The following is an 18218-nucleotide window of genomic DNA, read 5'->3' on the forward strand; positions in this document are numbered from 1 at the left end:
TTACCAAACCCCGCCCCGCTCCCGGTGACCGGAACGCCATGCGAACATCTTCGCCCGACCCGGGTCGCTATCGTCCGTCGATCCGGACGCAATCGTGCGAAAAGCGGTGTTGGTTCCCCGTCGTCCGGCGGCCGTTTCAGAGGTCGGCCACGTCCTCGATGGCGTCGGTGAGCGCCCGGATGCTCTCCAGGTCGTGCTCACCCATGTGGCCGATGCGGAATGTTTTCTCGCCGAGCTGGGAGCCGTAGCCGTTCGAGAACACGAAGTCGTACTCCTCGAAGACGGCACCGGCCCGGAGTCGAACCGCCGGCAGGTTTTTGCGAACGGCAGTGTAACCGATACACATGAGCCTCACTACGGAAGACCTCGCGGAGTTCGTGGCGACGGACCCGGAGGACGACGAGAGCGTTCCGCTGGGCGACGCGCTGGAGGAGCTGGCCGTCGACGTCGAAGTCGATGCTGTCGAGGCGGTTCGCGACGCCCGCGAACGGCTATGAAACTGCTTCTCGATACGAACGTCCTCGTCGCAGCGGTCACGACCGATACGGAGCGGTCGGACCTGGCACGAGAACTTCTCAACGAGGCCGACGACCCGCACGTCTCGGTACTCAACCTGATGGAGCTCAGGAGCGTCCTCTCGAAGAAAAAGCAGTTCGAGCGCGACCGGATCGAACAGATCGAAAACCGGGTCACGTCCCGAACGACGGTCACGTTCATCGATGCTTCGGACGGGATGGCTGCCAACTGACTCCAGTCCGAAACACTCCTCTATCCGATGGACGCCCTCGTTCTCGCCGCGGCCGAGGCGATCGACGCGACGCTCGTCTCGTTCGACGGCGAACTGGTCGAACACGGAGCAGTGCTCCCGGAAGACGCGGTCTGAATACGCAGGAAACCGGATCGCCGGTCACTTCGCCACGCGGCCGCCCGTTCGACGACTTACCCCGGTCGGGCCGCGAATCGCGCTCCCCCGGCGCAATCAGGCTCCGCTCAGAGGTCGGCCACGTCCTCGATGGCGTCAGTGAGCGCCCGGATGCTTTCCAGGTCGTGCTCACCCATGTGGCCGATGCGGAATGTTTTCTCGCCGAGCTGGGAGCCGTAGCCGTTCGAGAACACGAAGTCGTACTCCTCGGACACCTGTTCGATGGTCGCGGCCACGTCGATGCCCTGGGTGTTCTCGATGCAGGAGACGGTCTGGGAACGGTAGCCTTCCTCGGCGAAGAGATCGAAGTGTTCGCGGGCCCAGTCGTGGACGTACTCGGTCATCTCCTGGTGGCGCTGGTCGCGGGCGCGGTGGCCCTCCTCCAGCATGTGTTTCATCTGCTTGCGGTAGGCGAGCATGACCGGGATGGCGGGGGTGGAGTGGGTCTGACCCTTCCGGTCGTAGTAGTCCAGCGTGCGCTGGAAGCCGCCGTACCACGACGCCGAGTCCTTGTCGAGTTCCCGCTCGTAGGCCTCGTCGCTGACGACGCAGACTGCGAGGCCGGGGGGCATCGCGAACGCCTTCTGCGTCGAGGCGAAGATCACGTCGATGTCGTGTTCGTCGATGTCGACGTAGTCGCCGCCCAGCGCGGAGACGGCGTCGACGACGAAGTAGGTGTCCGGGTACTCGGCGACCACGTCGCCGATCTCCTCGATGGGGTTGCGGACGCCCGTCGAGGACTCGTTCATCACCGTGGCGACCACGTCGTAGTGTTTGTCGCTCTCCTCCAGTTCCGCGCGGATGTCCTCGGGCTTGATGGCCTCGCCCCAGTCGTACTCCAGGCGGTCGACGTCCTTGCCGAGGCGCTCGGCGACGTTGGCGTGGCGCTCGCTGAAGCTCCCGCAGGTGGGGACGAGGATGTTCTCGTCGACGAGGTTCAGCGTCGAGGCCTCCCAGAACTCGGTGCCGGAGGCGGTGAGGATGACGACCTCGTTGTCGGTGCCGAGGAACTCCTTGGTGTCCTCGACGATGGTCGTGTAGAGGTCGGTCATCCGGTCCATCCGGTGGCCGAACATCGGCTGGGCCATCTCGTCGATGACGTCCTCGCGCACTTCGGTCGGGCCGGGGATGTACAGCGTCTTGTCGTCGTAGTCGCCTGTGTATTCCTGTTTCTTGGGCACGGAAACCACCGTCTGTTACCGGAACGGTCGGAGCGAGGCGGTATGGTAGTTTTGATGCCGGGGCGACACGGTCGACGCAGTCGACACAGTCGGCGTCGTCACCCCCCGCGAATCGGTAGTTCGTCACTCGCCCCGCCACGGCGCCGAGAGGTGGACGTGGAACAGCTTCTCGCACTCCTCGTCGCCACAGACCGGACACTCGTCGGTGCCGGCGGCGTTCGCGTCCGATCCGGCGGTGTCGACGGTTGGAGCGTCGGTGTCGTCCGCCTCGCCCGTCGCCGCGATCACGCGACTGCCGGCGTGTCCGAGTTCGTAGCCGTCGGCCGTCTCGCGGACGAAGTACTCGCACAGGCGCCGCAGGTGGTAGCTGAACCGGCCGGAGTCGGCCACGCCGGCGCGCTCGCGCAGGCGGGTGAACGCCAGCGGCTCGTCGGCCTCGGCCAGCGCCCGCAGGATCGACAGTCGCGTTTCGTCGCCCAGCAGTTCGAACGCCTCGGCCGGGTCGTCGACCGGACCGGTCATCGGCGGGAGTGCGGCCGGCCGGTTCCTGTATTTTGTGGCGGGTGCGGGACCGACGAACTGCCGGCCGTCGAGGGCGAGCCGGGGGCTCGGGACGTGTGGTGGGAAGCGAGCGACTACCGCCGCGGTGGCGGCGGGGACGACCGGAACCGCTCAGGACAGGTCGATGTTCGCGGAGTCGTCGGCGCGGTCGAAGGTCACTTCGAGGATGCCGTTGTTGTACGACGCCGCGGCGGAGTGTTCGTCGACGCGAGCGGGCAGGCGGACCCGCTCGTGGTACTCGCGGGCGTCGCCGGCCGCGTCGAGGGTGAGCACTTCGCCGTCACAGCGCAGGTCGATGTCGCGCTTGTCGACGCCGGGGATGTCCGCGACCACCCGCAGGGAGTCGTCCTCCTCGTACACGTCGAGGTGGACGTCCGCGCCCGACGGCTCCGAGGCGCCGGGGTCGGCGCCCCCGCGGGTGCGGGCGTCGTCCATCACGTCGTTCATCATCCGCTCTATCTCCCGGAAGAACTCGTCGAAGGGGTCGTCGCGGTCGTCGCGTCGCATGCAACGTGCTATGTGGATCGGCGGCAAAAGCTTTCGGCTCGCGGATCCGTCCGGGCGTGACGGCGTGTGAGTCGAGTCGGTGTTTCGAGTCGCCCCCTCGTGAAGGGGATCGGGCCGATCGCGACCGCACTCGACGACAGGCGATGAAAGCCCTCGGCGCGCTCGCGGTCGCTGTCGCCGGAAATCGAAGATTTCCAAGATGACGAGAGCGCTTCGCTCTCTCGAACCAAGCGACATATCCGCGCTCTCCGCACCGCCCGCTCACGGCACAGCCGTTCGCTTCGAGGCGCTGCGCGCCTCGCACCGCGCGGACAGGGGTCGCTCAGACGACTACATAAACGCGAGCACGCCTCGCCCGTTCAGTCCGCCGGGAGAGCAAGCTCTCCCGAGCCCGCGCTCACACGTTCGCGCGGACGCCAGGGACCGCGCCGCACCGCGACCGCAACCGCCCCGCACAGCACCGCAGACGGCCACGAACCTCCCCAGCCGATTCGCTCCGTCACTCCGTTCCTCCGCTCATCCCTCGCGCGGTTTCCGTCGCGCGCACGAGAGCGCGCTCCAGCGCGTGCCGACCGCACCGCGACCGCTACCTGACCCCTGTACCGCGGAGCAACCCGCCGGTCGACCGCGAAGCGCGGCGGGGTTCGATCCCGAGCGTATTTCACCGTCCTGCACGTTCGGTGGCACGTGCGTCTCGTCCAGATCACGATCCCGACGGGCAAGCGCGAGACAGTCACGCGGGCGCTCGACGAGGAGGACATCGACTACATCGTCACGGACGAGACCAGCGGCCGGGAGTACGCCGCGGTGGCGTACGTCCCGCTGCCGACCAACGCCGTCGAGCCGGTGCTGGACACGCTCCGGGGCGCCGGCATCGACGAGAGCACCTACACGGTCGTCCTCGACGCGGAGACGGTCGTCTCCGACGAGTTCGAACAGCTGGAGGAGCGCTACGCCGAGGAGGAGAACGGCGACCGCATCGCCCGGGAGGAGCTGGTCGCGGCGGCCAAGGACCTGCTGCTGTCGACGCCGGCGTACCTCGTGATGACGGTCGTCAGCGCGGTCATCGCGACCGCCGGCCTCCTGCTGAACTCCCCGGCGGTCATCGTCGGGTCGATGGTGATCGCGCCGCTGATCGGCCCGGCGATGGCCGCCAGCGTCGGGACGGTCGTCGTCGACGACGACCTGTTCGCACGCGGCGTCAAGCTGCAGGCGGTCGGCCTCGCCGTCTCGATCGCGAGCGCCGCCGCCTTCGCGTGGCTGGTCAAGACCGTCCACCTGATCCCGCCGTTTACCGACGTGACGGCCATCCCGCAGGTCCGCAGCCGGCTGTACCCCGACTTCCTCTCGCTGGTGGTCGCACTCGGCGCGGGCGTCGCCGGCGCGATCTCGCTGACGGCGGGGATCTCCTCTGCGATCGTCGGCGTGATGATCGCCGTCGCGCTCATCCCGCCGGCGGCCACCGTCGGCATCGGTATCGCGTGGGGCAAACCCGTCGTCTCGCTGGGTTCGAGCGTGCTCGTGCTGGTGAACCTGCTGTCGATCAACCTCGCCGCGCTGGTCGTCCTCCGCTACAGCGGCTACCGGCCGACCAACTGGTTCCAGCTGGAGGAGGCCCGCGGCGCGACCGTCCGCCGGATCGGCATCCTCGTCGTCGCCATCGTCGCGCTGTCGGTGTTCCTCGGCGGCGTCACCTACGACTCCTTCCAGGGGGCGACGACCGAGGAGCGGATCCAGGAGGCGACAAACGCCGCGCTCGCCGAGACGGAGGGCTCCCCGGAGGTGCTCTCGATGGAGGTCAACCGCAGCGGCGGTCCGCTCTTTCGCCACCCCGTCGGGATCACGGTGACCGTCGGCGTCGACGACCACGACCACCCGGCGCTGGCCGAACGGATCGACCGCCGCGTCGAGCGGGCCATCGACCGGGAGGTCGAGACACAGGTCCGGTACGTCGTCACCGACTCGGCCTGACAGCCGGCTGTCACCCGCGGCGGGCCGGTCCCGGTCCGGTGTGTCCCGTCAGACGCCCGTCAGACGGTGATTTCGGACCTTCAAAGAGGCGTTTGAGTTAACGTGGTTGCTATTTGATAGGGGGTCGTCCGACCGAGTGCATGAACTCACGACTCACACTCGCCGGCGTGGCCGTCGTCGCCGCGCTGCTGGCGACGGCGGGCGTCGGCGCCGCGTTCGCGGCCGGCGGCTCGCCGGTCGAGGCACAGCAGTCCGCCCAGGCGGACGCGAGCGACACGATCACCGTCGGCGCCTCCGGGCAGGTCCAGGCCGAGGCCGACCGCGCGGTCGTCCGCGTCGGCGTCGTCGCCACGGGTGACGACATCGAGACGGTCCGGTCGCACCTCTCGGAGAACGCCAGTTCGATGCGTTCGGCGCTCGAAGAGATGGGCATCGAGAGCGGTCAGATCCGGACGGCCTACTACGACATCTCGACGAACCGCCGCTACGGCGGCGGCCAGAGCGAGGAGCCGGCCTACCGCGCCATCCACACGTTCGCCATCACGACCGACGACCCCGACAGCGTCGGCCAGGTCGTCGACACCGCCGTCACCAACGGCGCCGACGAGGTCGACGGCATCGAGTTCACCCTCTCGGCGGACAAGCGCGAGGAGCTCCGCCAGGAGGCCCTGACCGAGGCGATGAACACCGCGCGCGGCGAGGCCGGCACCATCGCCGCCGCCGAGGACCTGAGCGTCACCGGCGTCGACCGCGTCTCCACCACGGAGTACAGCGCCCGGCCCTACGCCGTCGAGACGGCCGCGCTCTCCGCCGGCGGCGACGCTGGCACCTCCATCGACAGCGGCCCGGTCAGCGTCAGCGCCTCCGTCACCGTCGTCTACGAGACCGACGGCTGACGCCGACTGCCGCTCGTCCCACGACCGGTTGCCATCCGCCACCCACCGCCCGGCGCCCCGTACCGGTCCCGCGGCGTCGGGCACTCCCCACCCGCTGACGGTTCCGTTCTCCCGTCACCGGTTCCCCCGGTGACGCTTCGCTCGCCTCGACAGCCGCGGCTCGCGGTTCTGCGGGCCGCCGAAAAACAGCGGTCCGGTCCCGCCGTCAGGACCCGTCGTAGGGCAGTTCCGGCTCGTAGTCGACCGCCTCGACCGCGGCGTCGAGGACGCCCTGGACGTTCTCGTCCTCGGTGACGCTCATGTACAGGTCCGCGTCCACGTCGCGCGAGCGGTCGGCCTTGTTGCAGACGGTGAGCACGGGCACGTCGAAGCGCGCTTCGAGGTCGTCGCGCAGGGCGAGCTGCGTGTCCAGCGGGTAGCCACACTCCCCGCTGGCGTCGACGAGCACGAGCACCCCGTCGGCGAGGTGTTCGAGCGCGCTGACGGCCTGCGATTCCACGTCGTTGCGCTCCTCGGGCGCCCGGTCGAGGAGACCCGGGGTGTCGACGATCTGGTAGCGGATGTGTCCGTCGTCGAAGTGCCCGACGCGGATCTCGGTCGTCGTGAACGGGTAGGAGGCGGTCTCGTTTTCGGCGTTGGTGACGGCGTTGACGAACGTGGACTTGCCGACGTTGGGGTAGCCGGCGACGACGATGGTCGGCTCGTCGGGACGGATGTCCGGCAGCGTCTTCAGGTCGTCGCGGGCGGCGCCGACCGCCGCGAGGTCGTCCTCGACCTCCTCGACCACGTCGGCGATGCGGGCAAAGGCCTGCTTGCGGAGCTCCCGGGCGGTGTCGATGTCGCCGGTGGCAATCCGGCCCTGGTACTCGTCGCGGATCTCGGCGGTCTTCTGACTCGCCCAGTTGATCTCCGAGAGGTGCTGTCGGACGGCGTCGATACCGCCAATCGCCGGCGCGTCGTCGCCGGTGGTGTTGGAGGCGATGACGGCGTCGGCCAGTTCCTCGTAGAACGGGTCCAGGTCGTCGAAGTCCGGCCAGTCGGTGACGACGTTCTCCAGGTTGTCGGAGGCGATATTGGAGGCGGTCTGTAGCATCGAGAGTGGGGCGTCGTGGCCGCTCTTGGCCCGCCCCGCGCGCGCGGCCCGCGAGAACGCCTTGTCCACCAGCTCCTCGGCGGTCGGCGTCGTCGGCAGGTCCTCGAACGGTTGGCTCATTGGGCCCCCGTAGACGGCCGGCGCGTAAAAGGCCGTTTACTCGCCGACGGCCGTGTCAGCCCGCCGCAGCCCGCGAGCCGGCGCCTGTTCCCCGACCCGCCACCCGCCCCGCCCACCGGGCCTGCGAACCACGGCGGATCGCCTATGGGTCCCGGCGCCCTACAGAGGGTATGACAGACTGGAGCGCGGTCGTCTGGGGGTTCGTCGCCGGTATCGTCGCGGGACTCGCCGCCTTCCTCGTCCCGGTGGTCGGCCACGTCGGCGCCGGGCTGATCGCGGGGTTCGTCGCCGGCTACCTCGCCGGCGGCGGCCTCGGGAACGGCCTCTGGCACGGGCTGCTCGCCGGCGCCTTCGGCGGGCTGGTGCTCGTCGTCGTCACTGCCCCCATCGCCGGCCTCCTGGGCGGCGCCCTCGGCGGCCCCATCGGCGGGCTGCTCGGCGGCGTCAGCGTCGTCGTCGTCGGCCTCGTCATCGCGTTCGTCTTCGCCCTCGACAGCGCCGTCGGCGGCGCCATCGGCGCGGTCCTCGCGGACTGACCCGGAGCGTCGGGAACTGACCCGCCGGAGTCACCCTTTTGCCGGTCCCGTCCTGACGCTCGCACATGACCGAGATCGACGCCGGCGAACTCCTGCCGAACGAGCACGTCCAGCGGATGGCCGCGGCCGGGGAGGTCACACAGCTACACCGCGGGCACAGATACGCCGACGAGGGCGACACCTTCGAGGTCGACGGGACGACCTTCGAGGTGACCGACGTGACCCGCCGCACGCTCGGCGACCTGACCGACGAGGACGCCCAGCGTGAGGGATCCGAGGACCTGGCGGCCTACCGCGAGCGGCTGAAGCGCGTCCACGACTCCTTCGAGTGGGACGACGACAGCGAGGTCGTCCGTCACCGGTTCGAGCCGCGGGAGTAGCTTCCGAACCCGTCCGAGGAGGACTACTGCCACGGCTACGGAAACCGGGACCGCAAGTAGTGTGAAAGACCCCACCCGCGTAGACTGCTCGTTCAGGAGAAACGGGTGGGAATGAAAGGGGCGACCGTCTGCACGAACCCCGGCGACGCAAGCACTGGACCGAGCGAAGCGAGGGAAGCGCGCAGCGAGCCGCGGGAGTGCAGACGGTCGGGGCTTTCACGCTGTTCGCAGTGCCGATCGAGTCCGCGGTCGCCGTGAGAGCGGTCGCGGTGACGACTGCGTTCGTCTCTACCGCCGCTCAGCCAACTCGTCGCGCAGGTCCGCCAGGTCCATGTCCTTCATCGCCAGCAGGACGAGCAGGTGGTAGACGATGTCGGCGGACTCGTGGGCGACCTCCTCGCGGTCGTCGTCCTTGGCGGCCAGCAGCAGCTCGGTCGTCTCCTCGCCGAGCTTCTCCAGGACGGCGTTCTCGCCCTTCTCGTGGGTGAACAGCGAGGCGGTGTAGGAATCCTCGGGGAGTTCGGCCTTGCGGTCCTCGATGACGGCGAACAGTTCGTCTAGCACGTCGTCAGTCATTACACGGGCTGTCGGCGCGCTCCGGTAAGTCCCCTCGGGTTCGCGCTCGCGGCGACCGAGCGGGGACTCACAGTCGGTCGCGCTCGCTGAGCCGGATCCGGCGCTCCTCGAAGGCCTCGTCGTCGATCTCGCCGCGGGCGTACCGGCGTTCGAGCGTCGTCATCGGGTCCGCCGCCTCGCGGGCGCCGCTGTCCCCCAGCCGGTCGGCGAGCAGATACGCTGCGGCGAAAAGCAGGGCGACCGAGAGGAGCACCCACAGCAGTCCCCAGGGGAGTCCGAACCCCATCCAGCCGCCCCCACCGGCGGCTCCCATCGCTCCCCCCTGGGGTCCGTGGTGCGGTCCGTGCTGAAGCAGTATCGCTGTGTCGAGCATGGAATCACTCCTCACTCGAACGGACGCACCGCGGAGATAAACCGCTGGTCGGGATTGTCACGACCTGAGAACGGGGTCGACCGGCCGCGACCGGACGCTACGCTTCGGGCTCGCTTCCACGGTCGTTCGCCGCGCTCGCGGCTTCGCCCTCGAAGAAGGCCAGGTCGTGGATCCGGGCGTCGTCGGTCAGCTCGGGGTGGAAGGAGGTGGCGACGACGGGTCCGTCGCGGACCGCGACGGCGCGGCCGTCCCACTCGGCGAGGACCTCCACGTCGCCGACCGAGTCGATGACCGGCGCGCGGATGAACACGGCGGGGAAGGGTTCGTCGAGGCCAGCCACGTCCAGCGGCGCCTCGAAGCTGTCGGCCTGGCGGCCGAAGGCGTTGCGCTCGACGCTCACGTCGACCAGCCCCAGCGAGTCGACGCGGTCGTCGTTCGGGTCGGCCGCGGCGACGATGAGGCCCGCGCAGGTCGCCAGGACGGGCTTGCCGTCGGCGACGTGGGCCTCGATCTCGGGGGCGATGCCCTCGCGGTGGAGGTGCCGGGAGATGGCCGTCGACTCGCCGCCGGGCATGAGGAGGATGTCGCAGTCGGGGACGACGCCCGACTGGCGGATCTCGACGACCTCGGCCTCGGCGCCGCGGCCGGCGGCGGCTCGTCGGATGGCGTCGGCGTGTTCGCTCACGTCGCCCTGGACGGCGACGACGCCCGCCCTGATGGTCATACCACTCCTATCGAACCTGTGGCGAAAAAGCTCTCGCTCCCCGCAGGCGTTGCGCGCTACTGGTCTCCCCGATGCAACCTCCGGCGACCCGCTCAGTCGTCGGCCGATTCCTCGGCCGTCGGCTCCTCGTCGGCGTCCTCGCCCGGCGGGGTCGAGTAGAGCATCCCGCGGCTGGAACTGACTCGTGTCATCGGGCGTCACTCCCGGGTTCGCACGCATAACCGTACCCCTCAATGGGATATGGTGTGTTAAACTACCTCTAGCACGTATAAGGTCGGGCCGGCAGGGCCAAACTGTTAGGGGTTGTGGGCCGACAGTGGATCCATGTCAGACAGTCGGGATCCGGTCGAGGCGCGCGCCGACAGCGGGCGCGACCTCTACGAGGTGTCGACGTGGGAGCCGCGGTCGCTGCTGGACAGCCTGTCCGTGTTCGTCTACTCGGCGGGGGTGTCGGGGCTGCGGCTGCTCGTCGTGGTGCTGGCGCTGGCGATCCTCGCGTCGCAGTTCGTCCTCGGCGGGCTCGGGGCGGTCACGGACCCGATCGTCGGCACCTTCACGCTGCTGTCGGCGGTGCCGGCGCTGGGGCTGGCGGCGTACGTCTGGTACGCCGACGTGACCAGCTCCGAGCCGCTGGAGCTGCTCGTGGGGACGTTCGCGCTCGGCGTGCTGTTCGCCGGGTTCGCCGGCGTCGTGAATACCGTCGTCAGCGTCTCGCTGGAGAGCCTGGGACTGATGTTCTGGGGCACCCAGATCCTCTATTTCTTCCTCGTCGTCGGCCCGGTCGAGGAGACGGTGAAGCTGCTGGCGGTCCGACTCTACGCCTACCGCACCTCGAAGTTCGACGCGGTCGTCGACGGCGCGGTCTACGGCGCGATGGCCGGCCTGGGCTTCGCGACCATCGAGAACGCCATCTACATCGCGGGCCAGACGCAGGGCATCGCGGACACGTTCAACCTCGTCCTCGCCGGCAGCGGCATCACCGCAGTCCGCGCGCTCGCGGGGCCGGGCCACGTCATCTACTCGGCGTTCGCCGGCTACTACCTCGGCCTGGCGAAGTTCAACCCCGACCGCGCCGGCCCCATCGTCGTCAAGGGACTCATCATCGCGACGGTGGTCCACGCGCTGTACAACACGCTGTCGGGGTACCTGCCGGGCGTCGTCGCCGACATCACGGGGATCCCCTGGTTCGTCGCCTTCTTCGGGTTCATCCTCGTCTACGACGGGGTCTTCGGCCTCCTGCTGATCCGGAAGATCTCCCGGTACAGGCGGGCCTACCGCGAGGCGACCGACGAGGCGCCCGACGACGAGCCCGCGGAGCTCACCGAGTTCGACGGCTGAACGCCGGCTACCGGTACTCGCCGAGGGCCTCGCGGACGGCGGCGGCGTCCGCGAGGCCCTCGGCGTCGCGGTCGGCCATCCCGAGCATCCGCTCGACGTACTTGGCGAACACGTCCACCTCGACGTGGACGGGGTCGCCGACTTCCTTCGCCGAGAGCGTCGTCTCGTGGTAGGTCGTCGGGATGATCGCCACGGAGAACGTCCCGCCGGCGTCGTCGAGCGCGGCGACGGTCAGGCTGATCCCGTCGAGCGCGACCGACCCCTTCTCGACGACGTACTGTTCGAGTCCGGCGGGGAGCTCGAAGGTGTACGCCCAGTCCTCCCCCACCCGTTCGATGTCGACGATCTCGGTGGTGCCGTCGACGTGGCCCTGGACGACGTGGCCGTCGAACCGCTCGTCGGCCGAAAGCGCCCGCTCCAGGTTGACCGCCTGGCCCTCGCTGGCCGCGTCGAAGGTCGTCCGCTCCAGCGTCTCGGCGGCCAGGAACACCGAGAACCACTCGCCGTCGGCGTGTTCCTCGACCGTGAGACACGCCCCGTCGACGCTGATGCTCTGGCCGCCCTCGAGGTCCGCGAACGTCGTCGCGATCCGGAGCCGGCGGCCGGCGTCGCTGTCCTCGATCTCGACGATCTCGCCCGTCTCCTCGACGATCCCGGTGAACATACCCGACGCTTGGGAGGATCGTCGCAAAAGGGTTACCGTTCCCGGATCTGGAACGGGAGTGTCGCTACCGGGGCGGAGCGGTCCGACCCCGGACGGGAGGCGGGGAGCTTTTGCCCGTCGGCGGGGAACCGGGGGTATGGCGCGGAGCATCCTCGGGATGGTCGGGCTGGGGACGACGCTGGTGTTCGCGATCCCGGTCGCGCTGCTGGGGCTGGAGTTCCTGCTGGCGCGGGGCCGGCCGACCGTCGGCGCGGGGCTGCTCGTCGTCGCCGTGCTGATGGTCGCCATCGAGGAGTACGTCACGACGGCCGAGGACCTGGCCGGCGAGGCCGTCGACAGGACGGTCGGCGCGGTCGCGAAGTCGCCCGACGAGGACGAGGAGTGACCCGCTGGAGATCCAAGCGTTGAAATCGTGAGGGGGCGACACGGCGGACATGAGCCGCTCCGACTCCGAGTCAGACGCCGCCGACGGCGGGGCCGAGGGCGTTGCCGGGCCCGAGGCCGCCGATAGCGACGCGGACGGTGACTCGGCCGCAGCGGGCGATTCGGCCCGTGAGTCCCCGGCGAACGACCGCTCCTCCCGGGACCCGGACGACGGGCTCGCCGGCCGGTTCGACCGCGTCGACCGGACGACCCGCTGGGTCCTCGGGATCGTCGCCGCCGGCCTGCTCGCCCGCCTCGCCCTCCTCGGCCATCGCGTCGCCCACTACGACGAGGGCCGGGTCGCCTGGTGGTCGACGTACTTCCTCGACTCCGGCGAGTTCCACTACCGGTACATCATCCACGGGCCGCTCGTCCAGCACGTCAACAAGTTCCTCTTCGACGCGCTGGGCGCCAACGACTTCACGATGCGGCTGTTCGTCGCGCTGGTCGGCGCCGCCCTCCCGCTCGCCGCCCTCCTCTTCCGCGAGCACCTCGACGGCGACGAGATCGTCGGGACCGCTTTCTTCCTCGCGTTCAGCCCCCTCCTGCTGTACTACTCGCGGTTCTTCCGGAGCACGCTGCTGGCCGCGGCGTTCGCGTTCGTCGCCTTCGGCCTGCTCGTGCGGGCCTACGACGAGCGGTCGGTGTGGTACGTCTACGGCGCGGTCGTCCTCGTCGCGCTCGCCTTTACCGCCAAGGAGAACGCCGCCGTCTATCTGCTGGTGTGGGTCGGCGCCACCGCCCTGTTGCTCGACCAGACGCTGTTCCGCACCGGCGGCGACCGCTCGGGGTTCGAGTGGGCGCGCGAGCGCTTCGACGACCTGCGGGGGCGGCGCCCGCTCGCCGACTACGTCGCCGACTTCGTCTGGCACGGGACGGTCGCGCTCTTCCTCTTCCTCGCGGTCACGCTGTACTTCTACGCGCCGCGCTCGCCCGACACCGCCGCCGTCGGCTTCTGGCAGGCGGTCGTCAACCCGACGCTGTTCCCGGATCTGTTCGACCGGACGCTCGACGACGTGGTCAGGGGCTACAGCTACTGGTTCGGCGGGACGACCGACGCCGGCTGCCGGAAGGACAACATCATCGACGCCTACCTCTGTTTCCTCGGCCAGGAGGTCCACGCGATGGCCCAGTCGGCGCTCGCGCTGACGCTGATGGCCGTCGTCGGCTTCCTCGCCGAGCGGTGGGGCCGCGTCCGCTCGCGGGGCGTCGTCCTCTTCTGCGCCTACTGGGGGTTCGTCTCCGTCGTCGGCTACCCGCTCGGGACCGACATCGCCAACGCCTGGATCGCCGTCAACGCCTTGGTGCCGCTGGCGGTCCCCGCCGGCGTCGGCATCGCGCTGGTCGCCGACAGGGCCCGGGACGCCCTCCACACGGACTCGGTCCGGTTCGGCATCACCGCGTTCGCCCTCGTGTTGATCGCCGGCTACATGGCCGGCTCCGCGGGGTGGTACGTCTACATGAACGACACCACCGACGACAACGAACTCGTCCAGTACGCCCAGCCGGCCGACGACTTCCGCCCCTCGATGGCGGTGCTGGAGGACCACGCCGCCGACCACGAGGGGGTCGACGTGCTCTTCGTCGGGAACAGCTACGTCCGCGACAACCCGCGGGACGCCGGGATCGAACCGACGTGTACGAGCATCGGCAACACGCTCCCCTTGCAGTGGTACGTCGAGGCGTACGGCGCCGAGGGCGACTGCATCCAGGACGCCGAGACCGCCGCCCAGCAACTCCAGGACGGCGACGTCGACCCGCTGGTCGTCATCGCGCCGAACGAACTGGAGACGGATCTCGCGCCCGCGCTGGAGGGGTACGACGCCGACGAACACCGCCTGCGCCACTACGGCAGCGAGGCCGTCTTCTTCAGCGACCGGTCGCCCGACGAGTCGAGCGACGCGAGCGCCGTCGAACCGCGCGCGCTCGCCGTCCGCGACTGACTGGCCTCCGAGTCACGTTTCGCCCTCCGGCCGCAACCCGCGCTCGCGCTCCCAGCCACGGACCAGCGCCGCCAGCGTCTCGTTGACCGGCACCGCTCCCTCGGCCCGGTCGACGACCGCGCCGTTGATCGCGTCGATCTCGGTCCGCTCGCCGCCGTCCACGTCCTGCAGCATCGACGACCGGTTGGCGCTCGTCGCCGCCGCCACCCGTTCGACCGCCTCGACGGCCGTCGACTCGGGCAGGTCGACCCCCCGCTCGCGCGCGACCCGCGCGGCCTCCCTCGCGGCGCGGCGGGCCGGCCCGCCCGCCGGCCCGTCGACGACGGCGCCGTTCTCGACCCGCGCCAGCGCGGTCACGGCGTTGATACCGGCGTTGACCGCCAGCTTCTCCCACAGTCGCCGGGGCATGTCGGCCGCCACGGTCGTCTCGACCCCGGCCGCCCGCAGGGCCGCGCCGACCGACTCGGCGACCGGCGACTCGCCGCCGTCGGGCGGCCCCAGCGCCACCTCGCCGCGGCCGGTGCACTCGACGACCCCCGGCTCGGTCAGGCGCGCGCCGTACGTGCAGGTGCCCGCGAGCACCGCGGCGTCGAGCGCGCCCGCCAGCGTCGCCTCGTTGCCCAGCCCGTTCTGGATCGAGAGGACGGCGTCGACCCTCGCGGTGGCGAGCGCCTCGGCGGCCGCCGGCGTGTCGAAGGCCTTCACGGCGACGACGGCCAGGTCGAAGCGCTCGTCGGGGACCGCCGTCGCGGCCGCCGGTTCGACGCGCTCTGCACACTCGCCGGTTATCCGGAGGCCCTCGCTCCGGACCCGCTCGACGTGGGGGTCGCGGCCGACCAGCGTCACGTCGTGGGCGCGCGCGAGCAGGCCGCCGAGGAGGCTGCCGAGGCTGCCGGCGCCGAAGACGAGGACGCGCACGGCCGGGCGTCAGTCCTCGGTCCAGTAGTAGATGCTCTCCCGTTCGGCGCCGCAGGCCGGGCACGTGTCGGGGATCTCCTCGATGTCGCCCATCTCGCCGCACTCCCAGCAGCGCCACATCAGCTCGGCCTCGCCGGAGTCGGCGGTCGTCGAGAGGTGTTGGCCCATCGCGGCGATTCCCTCCTCGGTCGTCACGTAGAAGCCGTGCTCGTCGAACCCGCGGATGGTCCCCAGCCGGTTCCCCTCGTCGTCGAACACGGCCTGTCCGAACCCCAGGTCGATCTCCTCGTCTCCTTCGCTCATACGTGAATCGACGCCTGACTGACGCTTAAATGTAGGTGCCGAACCCCGTGATCGTGTACCGCGTGGTGGGTTCGAACCGGGTCCTCGGAAGTCAAACGGGGACGAACGTGTCGTCGGGGGCCGCGCGTGTTGAAGGCCCTCGATGCGTCGCTAGCTGACGTGTCTACTGCAGGAGACAGCAGGCGACGAAAGCTCTCGACGCGCTCGCTAGCAGTCGACTCGACCGTCCGAGACAGTAGGCACTGAAAGCCCTCGGCGCGCTCGCGGTCGCTGAGCGACATATCCGCGCTCTCCGCACCGCCCGCGCGGATAGGGGCCGCTCAGACGACTGAACTGGACGCGAGCGCGCCTCGCCCTTTCAGTCCGCCAGGACCGCAACCGCACCGCTCCGCAACCGCCTCGCACAGCACCACAGACCGCCTCACACCTCCCAGCCTCTTGCGCTGTCTGCGGGCGACCCGAGCGTCGCCCGCATGGCCCGAGGGACCGCCGGTCGCTCGCTGCTCGCAGGCTGCGCTTCTCATCCACCGTCAGAGCAAGCGCTGACGAGCCTTCGCTCGCAAGCTCGCGAAGGCCTCGCCCGGTTACGGTCGCGCGCACGAGAGCGCGCGACAGCGCGCGCCGGGTGTCCGACTCCCGGGCTCGAAACGCCGTGGGACGGTCACGCAGGGCGACACAAGACCTATCGGAGCCGGCCGAAACAGACGGGGTATGACCGAGGAAGTGAGGGAGTGGTGGGAGCTGACGGCCCGCTGGTTCCAGGACGACATCGACCTCGACGTGGGGGTCAACTGGACCGGCGTGGGCGTCGACGACGACCTGCGGCTCCTGCTGGACGTGGCCGGCAAGGACGTGCTGGAACTCGGCTGCGGGGGCGGACAGTGCTCGGTCGCGCTGGCCGAACGCGGCGCGAACGTGACCGGTATCGACCTCTCGGCGGAACAGCTGGATTTCGCCCGCGAGCTGGCCGCCGAGTGCGACGCCGACGTGGCGTTCCTCCAGGGCGACGTGACCGGCCTCCCGCTCGCCGACGATTCGTTCGACGTGGCGTTCAACGCCTACGTCTTCCAGTGGGTCGACGACCTCGCCGCCTGCTTCCGGGAGACCCACCGCGTGCTCCGCGAGGGGGGTCGGTTCGTCTTCTCGATGCCCCACCCCGTCTACGAGTTGGCCGACCCCGAGAGCCACGAGGTCGAGGAGAGCTACTTCGATACGGGGCGGCAGGTCACGCCCCAGGACGACCTGGGGACCGACATGGTGACCTACCGCCACCGGGTCGGCGACGTGCACAACGCGCTCGTGGGCGCGGGGTTTCGGGTCGAACGGCTGCTCGAACCCGGCTCTCCCGACCCCGACGACTACGAGGAGGGGCCGTGGGGCGAACGCAAACCCGAGTTACTTGCGAAACTGCCGTCGACGCTGCTATTCGAGGCGCGGGCGGCGTGACCGGCCGACCGGCAGCTGGCCCGTCGGTCGACCCGGGCGTAGCTTTTTCTCCCGGGGGCGAAACTGCCGAGTCGTGCCACCGGACACCACGGACCCGCCGAACGTCGTGGTCGTCTTCGCGGACGACCAGGGGTTCGGCGACATCGGCTGTTTCGGCTCGCCGTACATCGAGACGCCGCACCTCGACGGGATGGCGAGCGAGGGCGCGAAGTTCACGAGCTTCTACGCGGGCGCGCCCATCTGCACGCCGTCGCGCGCGTCGCTGCTGACCGGCTGCTACCCCGCCCGGGTGGGGCTGGAGGAGTGGGTGCTGTTCCCCGGCGACGACGAGGGACTGCACCCCGACGAGACGACGATCCCGGAGGTGCTCGGCGAGGCCGGGTACGCCTCGACCTGCATCGGCAAGTGGCACCTCGGCGACCGCGAGCCGTTCCTGCCGACGAACCACGGGTTCGACGGGTACTTCGGCGTGCCCTACTCCAACGACATGGGCGCCGCCCACACCGAGGGGAAGTACCGCGACCTGCCGCTGATGCGGGACACGGAGGTGGTCGAGGCGCCCGTCGACCAGTCGACGCTCACCCGCCGGTACACCGAGGAGGCCGTCGAGTTCATCGAGGACAACCGCGACGGCCCCTTCTTCTGCTATCTCGCCCACACCATGCCCCACGTCCCGCTGCACGCCTCCGAGGGGTTCGACGGCGCCTCCAGGCGCGGCGACTACGGGGACGCAATCGAGGAGATCGACTGGAGCGTCGGGCGGATCCTGGCGACGCTCGACCGGCTGGGCATCGACGACGAGACGCTCGTGATCTACACCTCGGACAACGGGCCCTGGCTGGAGGAGGGGGTCGACGGCGGGAGCCCCGGCCACCTCTCGGGCGGCAAGTTCTCCGTCGCGGAGGGCGGCCCGCGCGTCCCCGCTATCGCGCGCTGGCCGGGGACGGTCCCCGCCGGGAGCGTCTGCAGCGAACTCGTGACGACGATGGACCTCCTGCCGACGCTGGCGAACCTGGCCGGCGTCGACCCGCCCGCCGACCGGGCCCTCGACGGCGAGGACGCGACCGACCTCCTGACCGACCCCGAGTCGGCGGACTCGCCCCGCGACAGCTACCTCTACCAGACCGGCGGCGGCGACTTCGACGCGGTCCGCGACGCCGACGGCTGGAAGCTCCGCCTCGACTCCGGGGACCTCTATCACCTCCACAGCGACGTGGAGGAGCGGTTCGACGTGGCCGACGAGAACCCGGGTGTCGCCGACCGACTCCGCGAGACCGCGAGGGACCTGGCGACGGACCTGAGCGAGAACGCCCGACCGGTCGGCCGCGTCGACTGAGCGGCGG

Annotated in this window: 20 protein-coding genes and 2 pseudogenes; 11 read left to right on the forward strand and 11 right to left on the reverse strand. The window is 70.0% G+C overall.

Annotated elements, in window-relative coordinates:
• Positions 1 to 136: 136 nt before the first annotated feature.
• Positions 137 to 286 (reverse strand): annotated as a pseudogene (locus E3328_RS17820) (alanine--glyoxylate aminotransferase family protein); the annotation flags it as partial.
• A 58-nt stretch (positions 287 to 344) separates the two neighbouring features.
• Here E3328_RS17820 and E3328_RS22185 point away from each other — a divergent pair.
• Both E3328_RS22185 and E3328_RS17825 read left to right on the forward strand, forming a co-directional pair.
• A complete protein-coding gene (locus E3328_RS22185) occupies positions 345 to 497 on the forward strand; it encodes a hypothetical protein (RefSeq protein ID WP_167837456.1) in 153 nt (50 codons plus the stop codon).
• Positions 494 to 883: pseudogene (locus tag E3328_RS17825) on the forward strand (type II toxin-antitoxin system VapC family toxin). Before E3328_RS22185 ends, E3328_RS17825 begins: the two are co-directional and overlap by 4 nt.
• 107 nt (positions 884 to 990) lie before the next feature.
• On the opposite strand, the gene E3328_RS17830 reads toward E3328_RS17825, so the two are convergent.
• The 3 genes from E3328_RS17830 to E3328_RS17840 form a co-directional block, all read right to left on the reverse strand.
• Complete coding sequence (locus E3328_RS17830) at positions 991 to 2103, reverse strand: pyridoxal-phosphate-dependent aminotransferase family protein (protein ID WP_135365987.1); 1113 nt, start codon at positions 2101 to 2103, stop codon at positions 991 to 993.
• A gap of 123 nt (positions 2104 to 2226) precedes the next feature.
• Positions 2227 to 2625 (reverse strand): ArsR/SmtB family transcription factor, encoded by a 399-nt coding sequence (locus tag E3328_RS17835; RefSeq protein ID WP_135365988.1) that lies wholly within the window; start codon positions 2623 to 2625, stop codon positions 2227 to 2229.
• Between the two features lie 150 nt (positions 2626 to 2775).
• A complete protein-coding gene (locus tag E3328_RS17840; RefSeq protein ID WP_135365989.1) occupies positions 2776 to 3171 on the reverse strand; it encodes an Hsp20/alpha crystallin family protein in 396 nt (131 codons plus the stop codon).
• Between the two features lie 687 nt (positions 3172 to 3858).
• Here E3328_RS17840 and E3328_RS17845 point away from each other — a divergent pair.
• Together E3328_RS17845 and E3328_RS17850 are read left to right on the forward strand one after the other, a co-directional pair.
• Positions 3859 to 5142: a TIGR00341 family protein gene (locus tag E3328_RS17845; RefSeq protein WP_135365990.1), complete on the forward strand. Its 1284-nt coding sequence runs from the start codon at positions 3859 to 3861 to the stop codon at positions 5140 to 5142.
• A 140-nt stretch (positions 5143 to 5282) separates the two neighbouring features.
• On the forward strand, positions 5283 to 6038 hold the full coding sequence (locus E3328_RS17850; RefSeq protein ID WP_135365991.1) for an SIMPL domain-containing protein: 756 nt from the start codon (positions 5283 to 5285) through the stop codon (positions 6036 to 6038).
• Positions 6039 to 6243: 205 nt separating this feature from the next.
• On the opposite strand, the gene E3328_RS17855 is transcribed toward E3328_RS17850, so the two are convergent.
• Positions 6244 to 7251 carry an NOG1 family protein gene (locus E3328_RS17855; RefSeq protein WP_135365992.1) on the reverse strand — a complete coding sequence of 336 codons (1008 nt, stop codon included), beginning with the start codon at positions 7249 to 7251 and terminating at the stop codon, positions 6244 to 6246.
• A gap of 170 nt (positions 7252 to 7421) precedes the next feature.
• Here E3328_RS17855 and E3328_RS17860 point away from each other — a divergent pair, with 170 nt between their 5' ends.
• On the forward strand, positions 7422 to 7787 hold the full coding sequence (locus tag E3328_RS17860) for a DUF5518 domain-containing protein (protein ID WP_135365993.1): 366 nt from the start codon (positions 7422 to 7424) through the stop codon (positions 7785 to 7787).
• Between the two features lie 65 nt (positions 7788 to 7852).
• Positions 7853 to 8167, forward strand: coding sequence for an ASCH domain-containing protein (locus tag E3328_RS17865; protein WP_135365994.1), 315 nt, complete (start codon positions 7853 to 7855; stop codon positions 8165 to 8167).
• A gap of 288 nt (positions 8168 to 8455) precedes the next feature.
• Here the strand turns inward: E3328_RS17865 and hisE are convergent, their stop codons facing one another.
• The 3 genes from hisE to pdxT all read right to left on the reverse strand — a co-directional run bounded on the left by hisE (position 8456) and on the right by pdxT (position 9840).
• On the reverse strand, positions 8456 to 8743 hold the full coding sequence (gene hisE / locus E3328_RS17870; RefSeq protein ID WP_135365995.1) for a phosphoribosyl-ATP diphosphatase: 288 nt from the start codon (positions 8741 to 8743) through the stop codon (positions 8456 to 8458).
• A gap of 67 nt (positions 8744 to 8810) precedes the next feature.
• Positions 8811 to 9056 (reverse strand): SHOCT domain-containing protein, encoded by a 246-nt coding sequence (locus tag E3328_RS17875; RefSeq protein WP_167837457.1) that lies wholly within the window; start codon positions 9054 to 9056, stop codon positions 8811 to 8813.
• Between the two features lie 157 nt (positions 9057 to 9213).
• The gene (gene pdxT / locus E3328_RS17880; RefSeq protein ID WP_135365997.1) at positions 9214 to 9840 is read right to left on the reverse strand and encodes a pyridoxal 5'-phosphate synthase glutaminase subunit PdxT; all 627 of its coding nucleotides are present in this window, start codon (positions 9838 to 9840) and stop codon (positions 9214 to 9216) included.
• Between the two features lie 324 nt (positions 9841 to 10164).
• Here pdxT and E3328_RS17885 point away from each other — a divergent pair, with 324 nt between their 5' ends.
• The gene (locus E3328_RS17885) at positions 10165 to 11178 is read left to right on the forward strand and encodes a PrsW family intramembrane metalloprotease (RefSeq protein WP_135365998.1); all 1014 of its coding nucleotides are present in this window, start codon (positions 10165 to 10167) and stop codon (positions 11176 to 11178) included.
• A 7-nt stretch (positions 11179 to 11185) separates the two neighbouring features.
• Here the strand turns inward: E3328_RS17885 and E3328_RS17890 are convergent, their stop codons facing one another.
• On the reverse strand, positions 11186 to 11842 hold the full coding sequence (locus E3328_RS17890) for a riboflavin synthase (protein WP_135365999.1): 657 nt from the start codon (positions 11840 to 11842) through the stop codon (positions 11186 to 11188).
• Positions 11843 to 11978: 136 nt separating this feature from the next.
• On the opposite strand from E3328_RS17890, the gene E3328_RS17895 reads away from it, so the two are divergent.
• Together E3328_RS17895 and E3328_RS17900 are read left to right on the forward strand one after the other, a co-directional pair.
• A complete protein-coding gene (locus tag E3328_RS17895; RefSeq protein ID WP_209452234.1) occupies positions 11979 to 12227 on the forward strand; it encodes a DUF7533 family protein in 249 nt (82 codons plus the stop codon).
• Positions 12228 to 12276: 49 nt separating this feature from the next.
• On the forward strand, positions 12277 to 14208 hold the full coding sequence (locus E3328_RS17900; RefSeq protein ID WP_135366000.1) for a flippase activity-associated protein Agl23: 1932 nt from the start codon (positions 12277 to 12279) through the stop codon (positions 14206 to 14208).
• 12 nt (positions 14209 to 14220) lie between these two features.
• Here the strand turns inward: E3328_RS17900 and E3328_RS17905 are convergent, their stop codons facing one another.
• Both E3328_RS17905 and E3328_RS17910 read right to left on the reverse strand, forming a co-directional pair.
• On the reverse strand, positions 14221 to 15126 hold the full coding sequence (locus E3328_RS17905; protein WP_135366001.1) for a ketopantoate reductase family protein: 906 nt from the start codon (positions 15124 to 15126) through the stop codon (positions 14221 to 14223).
• 9 nt (positions 15127 to 15135) lie between these two features.
• On the reverse strand, positions 15136 to 15429 hold the full coding sequence (locus tag E3328_RS17910; protein ID WP_135366002.1) for a DUF7130 family rubredoxin-like protein: 294 nt from the start codon (positions 15427 to 15429) through the stop codon (positions 15136 to 15138).
• Between the two features lie 711 nt (positions 15430 to 16140).
• Here E3328_RS17910 and E3328_RS17915 point away from each other — a divergent pair.
• Entirely contained in the window at positions 16141 to 16875 is a 735-nt protein-coding gene (locus E3328_RS17915) for a class I SAM-dependent methyltransferase (RefSeq protein ID WP_135366003.1), read from the forward strand.
• A gap of 73 nt (positions 16876 to 16948) precedes the next feature.
• Positions 16949 to 18211, forward strand: a complete 1263-nt coding sequence (locus E3328_RS17920; RefSeq protein ID WP_167837458.1) for a sulfatase family protein — start codon at positions 16949 to 16951, stop codon at positions 18209 to 18211.
• The last annotated feature ends 7 nt before the right edge of the window (positions 18212 to 18218 follow it).

The organism is Halosimplex halophilum (genome assembly GCF_004698125.1).
GTDB classification, from domain to species: Archaea; Halobacteriota; Halobacteria; order Halobacteriales; family Haloarculaceae; genus Halosimplex; species Halosimplex halophilum.

Excerpts from the sequence above, each read along its gene's own strand:
- E3328_RS22185 (WP_167837456.1), top strand. The coding sequence starts at position 345 with ATGAGCCTCACTACGGAAGACCTCGCGGAGTTCGTGGCGACGGACCCG.
- E3328_RS17835 (WP_135365988.1), bottom strand. The coding sequence starts at position 2,625 with ATGACCGGTCCGGTCGACGACCCGGCCGAGGCGTTCGAACTGCTGGGC.
- E3328_RS17840 (WP_135365989.1), bottom strand. The coding sequence starts at position 3,171 with ATGCGACGCGACGACCGCGACGACCCCTTCGACGAGTTCTTCCGGGAG.
- E3328_RS17850 (WP_135365991.1), top strand. The coding sequence starts at position 5,283 with ATGAACTCACGACTCACACTCGCCGGCGTGGCCGTCGTCGCCGCGCTG.
- E3328_RS17855 (WP_135365992.1), bottom strand. The coding sequence starts at position 7,251 with ATGAGCCAACCGTTCGAGGACCTGCCGACGACGCCGACCGCCGAGGAG.
- E3328_RS17860 (WP_135365993.1), top strand. The coding sequence starts at position 7,422 with ATGACAGACTGGAGCGCGGTCGTCTGGGGGTTCGTCGCCGGTATCGTC.
- E3328_RS17865 (WP_135365994.1), top strand. The coding sequence starts at position 7,853 with ATGACCGAGATCGACGCCGGCGAACTCCTGCCGAACGAGCACGTCCAG.
- hisE (WP_135365995.1), bottom strand. The coding sequence starts at position 8,743 with ATGACTGACGACGTGCTAGACGAACTGTTCGCCGTCATCGAGGACCGC.
- E3328_RS17875 (WP_167837457.1), bottom strand. The coding sequence starts at position 9,056 with ATGGGAGCCGCCGGTGGGGGCGGCTGGATGGGGTTCGGACTCCCCTGG.
- pdxT (WP_135365997.1), bottom strand. The coding sequence starts at position 9,840 with ATGACCATCAGGGCGGGCGTCGTCGCCGTCCAGGGCGACGTGAGCGAA.
- E3328_RS17885 (WP_135365998.1), top strand. The coding sequence starts at position 10,165 with ATGTCAGACAGTCGGGATCCGGTCGAGGCGCGCGCCGACAGCGGGCGC.
- E3328_RS17890 (WP_135365999.1), bottom strand. The coding sequence starts at position 11,842 with ATGTTCACCGGGATCGTCGAGGAGACGGGCGAGATCGTCGAGATCGAG.
- E3328_RS17895 (WP_209452234.1), top strand. The coding sequence starts at position 11,979 with ATGGCGCGGAGCATCCTCGGGATGGTCGGGCTGGGGACGACGCTGGTG.
- E3328_RS17900 (WP_135366000.1), top strand. The coding sequence starts at position 12,277 with ATGAGCCGCTCCGACTCCGAGTCAGACGCCGCCGACGGCGGGGCCGAG.
- E3328_RS17910 (WP_135366002.1), bottom strand. The coding sequence starts at position 15,429 with ATGAGCGAAGGAGACGAGGAGATCGACCTGGGGTTCGGACAGGCCGTG.
- E3328_RS17915 (WP_135366003.1), top strand. The coding sequence starts at position 16,141 with ATGACCGAGGAAGTGAGGGAGTGGTGGGAGCTGACGGCCCGCTGGTTC.